The sequence below is a fragment of the Vreelandella zhaodongensis genome, from assembly GCF_013415115.1.
Classification (GTDB): Bacteria; Pseudomonadota; Gammaproteobacteria; order Pseudomonadales; family Halomonadaceae; genus Vreelandella; species Vreelandella zhaodongensis.
The window spans coordinates 120,722-133,248 of the sequence record NZ_JACCDD010000006.1 but is presented as its reverse complement, the minus strand read 5'-3'; the positions used below and the strand labels follow the sequence as shown (position 1 = coordinate 133,248).

Annotated in this window: 15 protein-coding genes; 8 read left to right on the top strand and 7 right to left on the bottom strand. The window is 50.0% G+C overall.

The annotated features are described in order from the left end of the window. Positions 1 to 8: 8 nt before the first annotated feature. Positions 9 to 644 carry an alternative oxidase gene (locus HZS79_RS11785; RefSeq protein ID WP_162219260.1) on the top strand — a complete coding sequence of 212 codons (636 nt, stop codon included), beginning with the start codon at positions 9 to 11 and terminating at the stop codon, positions 642 to 644. 92 nt (positions 645 to 736) lie between these two features. Here HZS79_RS11785 and HZS79_RS11780 read toward each other — a convergent pair whose 3' ends face one another. The 4 genes from HZS79_RS11780 to HZS79_RS11765 all read right to left on the bottom strand — a co-directional run bounded on the left by HZS79_RS11780 (position 737) and on the right by HZS79_RS11765 (position 5,098). Beyond that, entirely contained in the window at positions 737 to 1,144 is a 408-nt protein-coding gene (locus tag HZS79_RS11780) for a DUF4019 domain-containing protein (protein ID WP_162219261.1), read from the bottom strand. A gap of 175 nt (positions 1,145 to 1,319) precedes the next feature. Next, positions 1,320 to 2,729 carry a YfcC family protein gene (locus HZS79_RS11775; RefSeq protein ID WP_246311462.1) on the bottom strand — a complete coding sequence of 470 codons (1,410 nt, stop codon included), beginning with the start codon at positions 2,727 to 2,729 and terminating at the stop codon, positions 1,320 to 1,322. A gap of 71 nt (positions 2,730 to 2,800) precedes the next feature. Next, positions 2,801 to 4,054 carry an allantoate amidohydrolase gene (locus HZS79_RS11770; RefSeq protein ID WP_179927987.1) on the bottom strand — a complete coding sequence of 418 codons (1,254 nt, stop codon included), beginning with the start codon at positions 4,052 to 4,054 and terminating at the stop codon, positions 2,801 to 2,803. A 378-nt stretch (positions 4,055 to 4,432) separates the two neighbouring features. Then, positions 4,433 to 5,098 (bottom strand): DUF1028 domain-containing protein, encoded by a 666-nt coding sequence (locus HZS79_RS11765; protein ID WP_179927986.1) that lies wholly within the window; start codon positions 5,096 to 5,098, stop codon positions 4,433 to 4,435. 179 nt (positions 5,099 to 5,277) lie between these two features. Here HZS79_RS11765 and HZS79_RS11760 point away from each other — a divergent pair, with 179 nt between their 5' ends. Both HZS79_RS11760 and HZS79_RS11755 read left to right on the top strand, forming a co-directional pair. Further along, positions 5,278 to 6,132 (top strand): FadR/GntR family transcriptional regulator, encoded by an 855-nt coding sequence (locus HZS79_RS11760; protein WP_179927985.1) that lies wholly within the window; start codon positions 5,278 to 5,280, stop codon positions 6,130 to 6,132. A gap of 145 nt (positions 6,133 to 6,277) precedes the next feature. Beyond that, a complete protein-coding gene (locus tag HZS79_RS11755; RefSeq protein WP_162219265.1) occupies positions 6,278 to 7,021 on the top strand; it encodes a class I SAM-dependent DNA methyltransferase in 744 nt (247 codons plus the stop codon). A 78-nt stretch (positions 7,022 to 7,099) separates the two neighbouring features. Here HZS79_RS11755 and HZS79_RS11750 read toward each other — a convergent pair whose 3' ends face one another. Beyond that, on the bottom strand, positions 7,100 to 7,585 hold the full coding sequence (locus HZS79_RS11750) for a YehS family protein (RefSeq protein WP_083003283.1): 486 nt from the start codon (positions 7,583 to 7,585) through the stop codon (positions 7,100 to 7,102). Between the two features lie 10 nt (positions 7,586 to 7,595). Further along, a complete protein-coding gene (locus HZS79_RS11745; protein ID WP_162219267.1) occupies positions 7,596 to 8,018 on the bottom strand; it encodes a tetratricopeptide repeat protein in 423 nt (140 codons plus the stop codon). Positions 8,019 to 8,361: 343 nt separating this feature from the next. On the opposite strand from HZS79_RS11745, the gene HZS79_RS11740 reads away from it, so the two are divergent. From HZS79_RS11740 to HZS79_RS11720, 5 genes are read left to right on the top strand one after another with little or no spacing between them, the layout of a single operon-like run. Beyond that, complete coding sequence (locus HZS79_RS11740) at positions 8,362 to 8,913, top strand: isochorismatase family protein (protein WP_179927984.1); 552 nt, start codon at positions 8,362 to 8,364, stop codon at positions 8,911 to 8,913. Between the two features lie 7 nt (positions 8,914 to 8,920). After that, positions 8,921 to 9,928 carry a helix-turn-helix domain-containing protein gene (locus HZS79_RS11735; RefSeq protein WP_179927983.1) on the top strand — a complete coding sequence of 336 codons (1,008 nt, stop codon included), beginning with the start codon at positions 8,921 to 8,923 and terminating at the stop codon, positions 9,926 to 9,928. Between the two features lie 44 nt (positions 9,929 to 9,972). Next, a complete protein-coding gene (locus tag HZS79_RS11730) occupies positions 9,973 to 10,776 on the top strand; it encodes a helix-turn-helix transcriptional regulator (RefSeq protein WP_179927982.1) in 804 nt (267 codons plus the stop codon). Between the two features lie 52 nt (positions 10,777 to 10,828). Continuing rightward, positions 10,829 to 11,287: a carboxymuconolactone decarboxylase family protein gene (locus tag HZS79_RS11725; protein WP_162219270.1), complete on the top strand. Its 459-nt coding sequence runs from the start codon at positions 10,829 to 10,831 to the stop codon at positions 11,285 to 11,287. Positions 11,288 to 11,332: 45 nt separating this feature from the next. Continuing rightward, the gene (locus tag HZS79_RS11720; RefSeq protein WP_179927981.1) at positions 11,333 to 11,542 is read left to right on the top strand and encodes a YrhK family protein; all 210 of its coding nucleotides are present in this window, start codon (positions 11,333 to 11,335) and stop codon (positions 11,540 to 11,542) included. Between the two features lie 136 nt (positions 11,543 to 11,678). On the opposite strand, the gene HZS79_RS11715 is transcribed toward HZS79_RS11720, so the two are convergent. Continuing rightward, the gene (locus tag HZS79_RS11715; RefSeq protein WP_238401471.1) at positions 11,679 to 12,257 is read right to left on the bottom strand and encodes a GNAT family N-acetyltransferase; all 579 of its coding nucleotides are present in this window, start codon (positions 12,255 to 12,257) and stop codon (positions 11,679 to 11,681) included. Positions 12,258 to 12,527 lie beyond the last annotated feature (270 nt).

Here is a 12,527-nt window from a genome sequence, read left to right as displayed (position 1 = left end):
GCACAACGATGCGCACCAACGATGACCACTCAAACGAAACCGATACGAAACAGACGCACTACCAGCCACGCGGGCTTTCTGATCGCATCGCCTATCGTTTAGTGCGATTTATGCGCTTTTTCGCTGATGTGTTTTTTGCGGGCCGTTATGGTCACAGAGCGGTCATCTTAGAAACTGTCGCCGCTGTGCCTGGCATGGTAGGAGGAGCGATTCAACACCTGCATTCAATAAGGCGCATTAAAGATGATGACGGCTGGATTCGCACACTGCTAGATGAAGCTGAAAATGAACGCATGCACTTAATGACGTTTATTGAGGTCGCAAAACCCAATCGCTTCGAGCGATTCATCATCATGGTGGCACAAGGTGTTTTCTATAACCTCTTTTTCCTGCTTTACCTATGCTCAAGCAAAACGGCTCATCGAGTCGTCGGCTATTTAGAAGAAGAAGCGGTTTATAGCTATACCGAATACCTTGAAGGTATCGACAGCGGCGAATATGAGAACATCCCCGCACCACAGATCGCCATTGACTACTGGAACCTGCCACAAGATGCGCGATTGCGCGAAGTAGTCATCGCCGTTCGTGCAGATGAAGCTGGCCACCGCGACACTAACCACGATTTTGCCGACCAGCTATCGTAGTGCCTTTGCCCGAGTCACTAATTTGCGCTGCGGTTAAGCGGCAAACGCAGCAAAGAAGTGAAAGCAAACAGCAGTAACATATGGAGAAAACATCAGTTTACATAATAGCCGCTAACACGCCACGTCCCGTTTTCCAGGTGGGGGGTTACGGTTTCAATGCCCCGTGCTTTATTTTCAAAACGGGTTTGAAAAACAAAGACCATGTAGTCGCCATCAGGCGCGCCCGGCATTGATGTATACCTGGAAGCTCGTATGCGCCGCCTTGACTCAACTTGCCCGAACTCGTTACGTGCTAACTCTACCGTGCGAGCCAACATGGAAGATGAAAGCGGCGCTTTAAGTAACGGCGAAGAGGCTTCCCAGGCTTGCTGGTACTCACCGTTATCAATTGATTCTAACCACGCCAACGCCGCCGATTCTGCCGCTTGAACGGAAGCCTGGGCATAGGTGGTCAGGCTGAGTAGTATCGTAGCGAGCAACAGTGCAGGTGATTTTGACATGGCAGACTCTTGTTACGGTTTGGTGGTTTCATACATCTTAATTAATTATCGGAAAATCGTGGGATTTCTTTAGCGCTGATCTGCATAACGGCAGACCAAAGGGGGAGAGCCCATCTGAGCTCTCCCCCTCTATCGCAAATACATCGGTGCTTAGTTGATAGCCGAGCGTAATTGCTTAGTAACCTACATAATAGCCCAGCACCAATGCCGCCCAGCACATCACATAAACCAGTGCTAACAAAGGAGTAATAACGCGTAGCCACTGAGCGTATGAGACCTTGCCCAGCGCCAGCATGGCCAAAGTGCCACCCGAAGTCGGAACAATCAGGTTAGTCAAACCATCACCCACCTGAAATGATGTGATCATCAGTTGACGGCTCATGCCAATTAAGTCTGCTAAAGGGATCAAAATAGGCATGGTCACCAATGCCTGGCCAGACCCTCCGGGGATGAACAAATTGATTACCCCTTGAATAACACTTGAAGCGATAGCCGCCACGGCAGTGGGCATATCCCCCACCAGAGAGCTAAGTGAGTTAACGATAGTGTCGATGATATGAGCATCCTGAAGGATCACCTGAATGGAAGCGGCGACACCAATCACCAGCGCCCCTGCCGTTACGGATGACGCCCCTTCCATCATCTGCCTGACCAGCGCATTGGCTCCCAGACCGTTAGTGAGCCCAATAACAATCGCCATTAACAGGAACATGGCGGCAATTTCATTAATGTACCAATCGCGGGTGAAAACACCGATTAGCATAATAATCAGGCCAGTAATGAAAATGGCTAGCGTGATGATGTTCTTGCGGGTCAAGGTGTAGTCTTCGAGACGCTTAGTTAGCTCGGCCGGGGTATCATCGTGATAATCCATGTTGACAACGTAGCGGCAGATAAAAAGCGACAAGGTTGCCAGACACGCGATGACCATTAAGGTACGCAACCACCAGCCTGAAAACGTTGGTAACTCACCGATACCTTGCGCAACGCCTACGGTATATGGATTGATCGGGGATAAAGCGAATCCGATGCCAATGCCACCGACAGCCATCACAACGCCGACTAAACGAGAGCAGCCAATGGCAGAGGCAATCAGCACACCAATAGGCACGAGCGCGATATTATTCTCGAAACCGACAGCAACGCCAAAGAAGCCATAGATAAAAGTGCCTGCAGCAATAATCAGGTTGCGGCTCTTAACGCTGTTTTCAGCACCGACGCGATGAACGGCGACACCAATGGCATTTTCCAGCGCCCCTGTCCGCTGCAGAATATGAAACAGACCACCAGCAATAAACACGATAAACAGAAATTGCGACGCGTTAATCAGACCTTCCGGTATGGCGACGAAAATCTTGAAAAAATGCAGATTCGCAACATCTGACAAGTACATGAAAGACTCAGGAATAACCGTCGTACGACCATCGACAGTCTGACGTTCAAACTCTCCTGCGGGCACGATAAACGTCATTAGGTAGGCAGCGACCAGAATGAAGAAAATCAGCACCATCGGGTCCGGTACCTGCTTGTACCACTTACCTGATGCAGGGGCTTTCGCGTCTGAAACTTGCTGTTGTTGGCTCATAATCAACCCTTATGATTTTTTTGGCTTTATGTTGAGCTAGTTGGACAAACGTTGTGATACAAGGAAGGTAGCTATTGCTTTTGGGCGAGTCGCTGGCAGGTGTGTAAGAGAACCTCAAGGGCAACGCCGAGATCCTCAGGCTTGATCGCTTCGCTGGGATGGTGGCTGATACCGCCGCGACAACGAACAAATAGCATGCCGATATCACACAGGTCGGCCATGGCTAACCCATCGTGGCCTGCGCCGCTGAACAGCACCCGTGGCTCAATCTGGGCATCATTAAGCGCGCTCTGCATGGTATCGATAAGGTGCTCGGCGCATTGAACAGCAGGTTGTTCATAGGTGTGACGATGCTCAAAGCCAAGGTTCAAGGCTTTCAGGGACGCGTCAATTTGGCTTAACAGTTGAGTTCTTGCTTGGCGGCGAATTGCATCGTCCGGCGAGCGCAACTCAATGCTCAAGGTTGTGGTTTGAGGGATGACATTGACGCCATTAGGGGCATTCTCAATCTTGCCCACGACACCGACGAGTTCATTGGTGCTTTTGCATAGCTTATCGACCAATTGGATGACGCCGGCAGCACCTACCAGTGCATCCTGGCGCATATCCATGGGAACAGTTCCGGCGTGACCAGCCATGCCCTTAACAGTTATCTCGTGGCGTTCGATTCCGGTGATCGCACTGACCACACCCACCGCCACATCAGCCTGCTCAAGCTGCGGGCCCTGCTCGATATGTGTTTCGATAAAAGCGATCACGTCTTCCGATAGGTATCGGTCGGCGTCGATACGCTGGGTGTCACAACCAAAGTCAGCCAGCGCTTGCCCAAGTGTTATGCCCTGATCATCGCGGGCTTCAAGCATCCCTGGTTCAAACGTGCCCGCCAACACTTTAGAGCCAAGCAAGGTAGAGCTGAATCGGGTCCCCTCCTCGTCGCTAAACGCCACCACATCAATGTGAAAGGGCATTTCAATTGCGTTTTCATACAGGTAGCTCACCAAGGCAAGGGGCAGAATAACGCCCATCATGCCATCGTACTTGCCGCCATTAGGAACGGTGTCCTGGTGCGACCCGAGCAACAGCGTACGGGCACCGGCCTGCGGACTGGCATAACGACCGATCAGATTGGCGGCGTTATCCATGCGCACGGACATGCCCATACCTTTCATCCACGTTGCAAGTTCATCCAGCACAGCGCGATGTTCAGGGGTAGCGCAGCGACGGGTAACGCCATCGCGTTCAATATTGTCGGTTTCGCTAAACTTAGCGGCATCTTCCAGCCACTTCCAAGCCTGTTGCCCAGCCTGGGTAAAAGAAAGCGCCATGGTTGCCTCAAGAGGTTATTGATTGTTTGGTGAGCAGCACAACACAGCTATTTATCATGATAAATAGCCTATGGGAGTGTCAAACAAGCTGTCAAACCTTTGAGGAGGCGGACGAAAAGGCGTTTCGACTGGGAAAACAAAAAACTCAGTCAGAATAAAAGGTTAAATTTTTGGGTATTCTCAGTTTTTAGACTTATGTCTAAACAACGTGGTGATGATTAAGGAGCCTCTGATTAATGTGATGAGTGCAGGCCAGACAAGGCAAAAATCAACGAAAAAGCGCAGTTTACGGTTTGTAAATGAGCATTTTGATCGGACTCGCGCACGAGGCGATTTTTAACGCAGTATGGCCAAACGCAATAGTTAATCAGAGGTTTCTTAATAACGATGCGGATAGCTAGCCGTGGGCAGACGAGCAAGAAACGACTGAAAATCACCATCCTGTTCAATACGTAGGTGAAGTTCGCTCAGTGCAGTAATCGCGTTAGGGGCATAATCGATTCGCAAATCGAAGGGCAAGCCGCCTGGGGCGCGTACTTTCAGAGCAGCTGATAGCGTGCCACGATGATCCCCGCCCTGCTGCTGAGCAGCACTTAGCGCGGCTATCAAAGCGCTAGCCATGTCTTTACGCTGACGAGTCTCAAGATAGGCCGCCTCCATGGCGGGAATAACCTCTCGGTTCGCCAGCATATTGCCTGCAATCAGCAAACCATCACTCATTCGCATCTCAGCAACCGGAACGTTTTCATCACCTGTCCAGCCAGCGGCAACGCCATGCTGATCCATCAACGCAAGCTGTCGCCACGCAGCGCCTTTGTCTTGTTCTTGCAGGCTGCTGATAATATCTGCCACCTTTTCCCCGTTGGCTAAGCGCTGCAGCCCTTGTTCAGCACTGAATACATTGGTGCTAAAGCCCTGGGTAATAGCGGCACCAACACCCGGCAATAAATGGGGAACAAACCCGCCCAGTGCGGGTCCTCCGGTGGCACATGCAACACCGAAAGTGCCAGATTGCTTATCAAGTGCTATCAAACTGTAGGTCATGATGGGTTACTCGATTATCAGGTTGAAGGGGTCTTTAAATTTATAATTATAAATTATTTTCACCTCCCTTCTACCGCCTTCACGCGGTGATACACAGGGCGACATTTGCTAGACATCACGTCACTTCAAGGGGATGATTCTTACTAAAACTGCCTCTTCCAATGTTAGCTGAGACAACCATGAAGCAAGCACGCCAGTCTGCTAAACCTAAGCGTAGTGACGTAATCAGTGAGGCGATTAAGGAATATATTGCGCAACATCATTTAAAGCCCGGTGATCGACTCCCACAGGAACAAGAGCTGATTCAGGCGCTAGATGCATCCAAAGGCACGGTGCGTGAAGCCCTCAAGGGGCTTGAAGCCCAGGGGCTGGTTCAAACGCGAACAGGCCCAGGTGGTGGAGCCTTTATCAGTGAAGTCAGTGATGATCGAGCGATGACCTTGCTGGGTAACTATTTTTTCTTTCACTCGCCCACCATTCACGACATCTATGAAGCACGTAAAGCCCTCTGGCCAGCCCTGGTAAAGAGTCTTGAGGGTGTGCTCGATACGGATGCCTTTGATCGACTGGCGTCAGTAATGACCTTTTATGACCACCCGCCAGTATCGCTAGAAGAAGAGCGCGAGCAGCGATTTAAGGAGTTGGAGTTTCATTTAGTACTGATTGATTATTGCCCTAACCCCCTGCTGGCCTTGATGTGCCGATTTCCAGTACGTTTGCTGATGAACATGACAGTCTGCCAGCGAATCTACGAACAGCCCAACCCTGAGTTACGGCGTCAAGGCTATGATTATCAACGTCAATTATTAGAGGCATTGCGTCAAGGAGACATTGAGCGCGGTTGCCAGATTGTCAGCGAACATATGCAGACAGCGCAAACCCTCATGGAGGCTAGAGAAGCAATGCTAGAAAAAACCTTCTTTAAAGCAGGCACGGACAGCGACATCGATAGCAATCGTGACTATCTGGCGCTAACAGGGTATGCGCAAGCCAAGGAGCTAGCTGAGCAAAGTGGAAAAAAGCAACCAAACTAAATAAACACCATTTACCAGCGAAACCTCCCGCTTTATGAAAACGAGCGGGCGTGGCCTTACCCTCGCTTCTAAAACCTTCTCCGCTCGTTTACTATGCGCCACCCAATATTACAGCGCCCACCATTAGGCTACTATGTCCGCCAATCTGTCCGCCAACGCACTCTATACTGACCTATCTGGCTACTACGATTTGATGTGCGTCGATATCGACTATCAAGCGCAAAGCAACGCCATTCGTCGACTCCACCAGATTTTCGGCAACGGCGGGCATGCGCACCTTGATTTAGCCTGTGGAACAGGCCCTCATGTCCGTCACTTTATTGATTTTGGTTATCTCAGCAGCGGGCTTGATATTAACCAACCCATGCTGGATATCGCCGCCAAGCGTTGCCCAGAAGCGCTTTTTTCACGGCAAGATATGAGTGCGTTCGAAGCCAGCGCCCCCCTCGATTTGATCACCTGTTTTTTGTACTCGATCCACTACAACGATGGGATTGAAAAGCTAAAAGGGTGTATTTCCAGTGCCTATCGCGCGCTAAAACAGGGCGGCGTTTTCTATTTTAACGTGGTGGATAAAAACAAAATCAATAACGATTTGTGGGTTAAACACAGCGCCAAACAAGAAGATGATGTTTTCACGTTTCGCTCAGGTTGGCACTACGCTGGGCACGGCGAAAAGCAATCGCTTAGGCTAAGTATTGAAAAAAACAACGCAGGCGCCACCCAGATATGGAACGACGAGCATCCGATGGTAGCGGTCAGCTTTACGGAATTAACCGCCCTGCTGGCGCCATATTTTGAGGTGCATGTATTTGAGCATAACTACCAGACCATCACCCCCTGGGATAACGTCTCAGGCAATGCAATTTTCGCCTGCGTGAAGCGTTAGCGTCGATAAGACAGAGAGGCCTGAGCTGCCCCTCTTGCCGTTACCGTGTGACATAAAGCGAGGTGTAACGCGCTGAACTTAAGACTCAGAACCTGCGTCGTTCGAGCCAGGCCGTAGCTGGCGCTGAATACCGAGCAAGAAATTACGCAGCATTTGATCTTTACACTCACGGTAATTCTTATGACTTGGCTTCCGGAAGAAAGCGCTGAGCTCATGATGGCTTAGCGGTAAGCCCACCAGTTCAAACACTGCTAAGATATCGTCTGCTTTTAAATTCAGCGCAATTCGCAGCTTCTGGAACACCATATTATTGTTTAATTGCGCTTCGGGCGCAGGCTGCGGGCCTTCGCGTTTTCCACGCTTAAAACTGATAAACCCATTCAGAAATGCCGCCAGCTCTCTATTTTTCATCGTGACGAAGGCGTCATCTTCGTCTTTTTTCAGCCAAGCAGTGACCTGCGCCTGGCTCACGCTGACGTCTGCCAGCGAGAAGATATCCACGATGGTGCTATCTTTTAAATCAAAGGTGTAGCGGATACGGCGAAAAATATCATTATTCGTCAAAATAGGGTTCCTAGTTGGTCGTTAGCGTTTCAAGCAGCTGATCGATTTCTGCTTTCAGCTCATCATCTTCAATGCCATGGGCACTGGCTTTGGCATGTTGCAGCCTTTCAATGGCGTCATCCGTTTGGCCTAACTGTACTTGCAACGTTGCCATGGAAAAACCGATAGAGGCCATATGGTCTTTCGAGTTCTTAGCAATGGCTTTCTCAAGCGCCTTTTGGTAGATCGGCAGCGCATCCTCTAACTCCTCGGTAAAGTCCGCCAGGGTTTCCCACTGCTCTGGGTGATCTTTATCAGTGTTTTCGTTATCGGTGCAAATCGCCTGCAACTCAGCATAGAGCGAATCAAATGTTTGTCTGTCATCTTTCGCTGCGGCTTTCATTAGCCTTTCAGCCAAATCATAAACAGCCTTATATATTTTGGTGTTAATCATTCCCAACCACCTTCCTTCCATCAAAACAAACAACAAAAATCAATAAACAAGCCAACTTAGCTACTTATTTGACGATAAAAAATTTTAAAACCTGCCCAATAGGTAACATTCACAGCAGTAAATTCCCACCGAGGCTACGCCATTATAGCCTTTGATAGCGCCTTACCGGGTGATCATTTTACAGCTTTCGATATCAGCAAGATGGCTTTTCACTTCGTTGCACCACTTCTCGTTATCCATCCACATTTGTCCGAAACTGCCCGCTTTGTGTCCGCTCAGGTCATCGTTGACGAAATGTGTAACCGCTAATCTGTCGCCTCACTTCAACACGATGAGATTAGCCATGATCCAGTCTAAAACCGCACTGCTATTAATTGACGTTCAAGCCTCCTTCCCCTCCCGCGATTACTGGCTAGAATCTCTGGCGCAAGCATGGCGCCCCAAACAGCGTGCGTTGTTAAATGCAGCGCAAGCAAGCGATATACCGGTTGTGCGCATTTTGCATGAAGAACCAGGCAGTCAAGGACCTTTTGACCCTGCTGTTGGCCTAATTCGCCCGCTTGATGGTTTTGACGATAAAACGGCGGTGACATTTCATAAACGTGTTCATAATGCGTTCAGCGATACGGAGCTTGAAAGCTGGTTACGCGAACGAGATATTACTCAGCTTGCAATTAGCGGTATGCGCACGGAGCAATGCTGCGAAACAACCGCACGGGTGGCGTCAGATTTGGGGTTTAGTGTCGATTTTGTCAGCGATGCAACCCTAACGTTTCCCATGACGCGCAACGGCATCACCTGGTCAGCAGATGATATTAAGGCACGTACCGAACTGGTACTTGAAGACCGTTTTGCGCGTATTATCAGTACACAAGACTTGATCAACGAATGGTAAAACACGTGTGAATGAAGAGCAACATAATAGCCAACCACCCTCTCACAGAGCCAACACCTTGCGGATTGCGGTATTGATGATGCCTGGCCAAGTGCCGCTTGACTTGGTCGGGCCCCTACAGGTCTTGCAGTGTGCCGACCGGCTGTCAATAGATGTTGAGATTTGCTATGTCGGCCCCAACGCCGCTATGCCATGGTTAGGCCCGCTGACGCTTAGCGGCATTGACCCGTTACCGGAACAGCTTCCCCCTCAACACCTACTGCTAATTCCAGGACAGTATCGCAATAGCGTGGAGCCATTGTCACAGCAAGAGTGTGTTAGTTGGCTCAAGACAAACGCATGCTATGCGGACACACTGATGACTGTTTGCTCCGGCACGCTGTTACTGGCTGACGCAGGCTTGTTGGAGGGGCGACGCTGCACCACGCATCACACGTTAATCGAACAGTTACAAGCCAAAGCGCCAAAAGCTAAGGTGCAAAGCGATTGTATTTTTATTGAAGATGGTCGTTATTTAACCAGCGCTGGGATTTCAACCGGTATAGATACCATGCTGTACTGGCTCACCCGCGCTTGCGGTCATTCATTGGCGCTAGCGGTGGCGCGAGAGATGGTGCTATATCTTCGCCGCAGTGGACAGGAACCCCAGCTGGGTGCTTGGCTTGAGGGCCGCAATCATGTGGATGAACGGCTGCATCGCGTTCAAGATGCAATATGTGCCGCCCCCTCGCAAACCTGGCGTATTGAAACATTAGCGACCCAAGCAGCCATGAGTGAGCGCCATTTTCGGCGCCAGTTCAAAAGTCTCACCGGTATGCTGGTAGGCGAATACATTATGGGGTTGCGCTTGCAACGCGCTAAAACATTAATGACCGAGACGACATGGACCCTAGCAAGGGTTGCCGAAGCATCCGGCTTCGGTGATGAGCGGCAACTAAGGCGTATCTGGGCTCGCCACGAGAAAGTACCACCGAGTGTATGGCGCCGAGCCAGTTCTCAAAAGCTGCTGGATTGAGACAATACGAGCTACCATTAAAAAAACATATCGCTGGTTGACCCATGACCGACTTTATCTTGCCAAGCAACACTAATTATCTCAATTTTCGGCATCGCCTACCTGATAAGCGTTTAGCCCCGTGGGTACAGTGTCTTTGGTCAATGGGTGGCTCAGGGGATGTTACTGAACCCAGAACCGAAAAATTCTATCCCGATGCCGGCGCTAGTCTCAGTATCAAGCTTGCTAGTTCTCACCCCATCATCACGCTCTGTTTTAACAGGCGCACGTTAATAGAAACACTCGACGCCTACACTCCCTGCATGGGGATTCGCTTTAAAGCAGCAGGCGTTCACTGCCTGTTGGGCTTGCTACCCGAAGCATTCACAGATAAACCTCAGCGCTTAGATGACGAACTTGAAACACCGGGGTTACAAGGGTTAATGCACGTGGTAGAGCGCCTCTACCAGTTAGATGCACAACAAGGCTTGCGCCTGCTGGAAACATGGTTGTTACATCGGCTCGCGAGCCATCCACCCGCCAGTAGTCGTATCACCACGATGGTTCAAGCCATCGGAGAACTACAGCTTCCCCCCCAACAGTTAGGCGCCACGCTAGGGTTTACCAGACGTACCCTGGAGCGCAAATTAAAACGCGAGGTGGGCGTTACTCCAGGCCAATTAGTCGCCTATGCCCGACTAAACCGTGCCCGCCACGGGCTGCTTGAAACCACACTGTCCCTAGCGGAAATAGCGCTGCAATGCGGTTACTATGACCAGGCTCACTTCACCCACGCCTTTCAATCACTCGCCTATGAAACACCCGCCGCCTATCGCAAGCGCAAACTGTCGCAAATTTACAAGGCATAAAAAAACCTCGACGTTAAGCTGAGTTCTCAACTTACTCACCGAGGTCACTCACATGTCTACTCGTCTATCTCAGCAGTCGGTGTACCGCCTTGTCCCACGCCTAGCGAAACACCTGACTGCACTGGGCAACGTTGCCCCAGACTCAACGGTTAATCGCACAATAATCCACTTAATCAACCTGCGCATTTCGCAAATTAATCACTGCTGCTTTTGCCAGCATATGCATTCCCAGGAGGCCAGAGACGATGGTGAGCATCAGGTTCGCCTAGACGTATTACCTGCCTGGAGGGAAGCCCCCTGCTTCAACACGCAAGAACGCGCCGCACTCGCCTGGGCCGAAGCACTCACACTCATCAGCCAACAGCCCTCCATTAGCGACGACACTTATCAAAACGCGCTAACTGCCTTTGGTGAGCAGGGGCTAATTGACCTAACTGCCATTATTGTTCAAATCAACAGCTGGAATCGGATATCGGTGGGCTTTCAGTTTTCACCCAATATCACTATCTAAGCCATCTTAGACACTTGAAGCTAAAATTTCAGATGGGTAAATGAAATGAACCGTGTGACGAAACGGCGTCAACAGCTCCCCAACTTTCTGGGTCTCTTATCCAGTTTATGTTTTTTCTTTGGCAGTCTTTTATTCCTACCCAACAGCGCTATCTATGCAACCGTAGGCGTATGGTGTTTTGTAATGGGGTCACTGATCATGTTTATTATTTACGCAATGAGTCTTAAATTACGGGTAAAAAACACGTCTAGTTGAGCCAACATCCAACATTGCTATAGCCGCTAGGGTTTTAGCTACCTAGCGGTTTATAAAAGGCCATGTGGCGAGCCCCCCTATGCTTAGCTAAGGCGCTAGCGCTAGCACTTCCAGTGCTCAGTATTCAGCATAACCATCAAACACTTGTCGCGTTCACAGCATTGCTTTGTAATGCATACCATTGCTGCGGCGCTAACCGGTACAACCTCACTGAGCAGCCATGGAAATCAAGAGTATCAAACTCAGAAAACCCAGCTTTCGCTGCGACCTTAAGCGACGCACCATTCTCAGGTTCAATAAGAACGACCACGGAAGTGAGTTGCTTTTGACTAAAGGCAACGCTGAGTACCGCTTGCACTGCTTCAGTCGCCAAACCCAAGCCCCAGTATTGTTTAGCCAACCGATAACCTAGCCCGATTTCTTCCACACCATTAACCTCTTCGGGGCTAACACCGCAAAAGCCAACAAGCTTATCAGTTCCCTTCTCAACCAAAGCCCACGGCCCAATACGGTGAGATATATAACACTCTAAACACCAGTCGATAAATCGCCGCGTTGCGGCTTCATCACAAACGCCTCGGATCGAGTGCTTCATGACGTCAGGATCACTGAGGATCTTGGTCAATTCGGGAACATCGTTTAAGGACAACGTTCGTATAACCAGACGCTCCGTTTCACAAATTTGCACCATTTTCTCCTTGTGTATGATATCCAAAGTCGCTATCCCACTTTACTGCTGAACGTTAGTAGCTTGATCGGCAATCCACGCTTTGATCTTTTCATTTGCCATTTCACCAGCATGCACACCACCGTGGATGATCAACACATCGATAGGCGGGTGATTATCGACAGCAACACTCCAATCACGGATGCCTTATGGCTCGTTCCTCGTCATGCGTTACACCGCGCTACGATTCGGCAACTCATTAAATTAATAGGTGTTGTAGTGCGTGGTAAGCGAAGCGCACCCGCAGCGGCGGCCCGG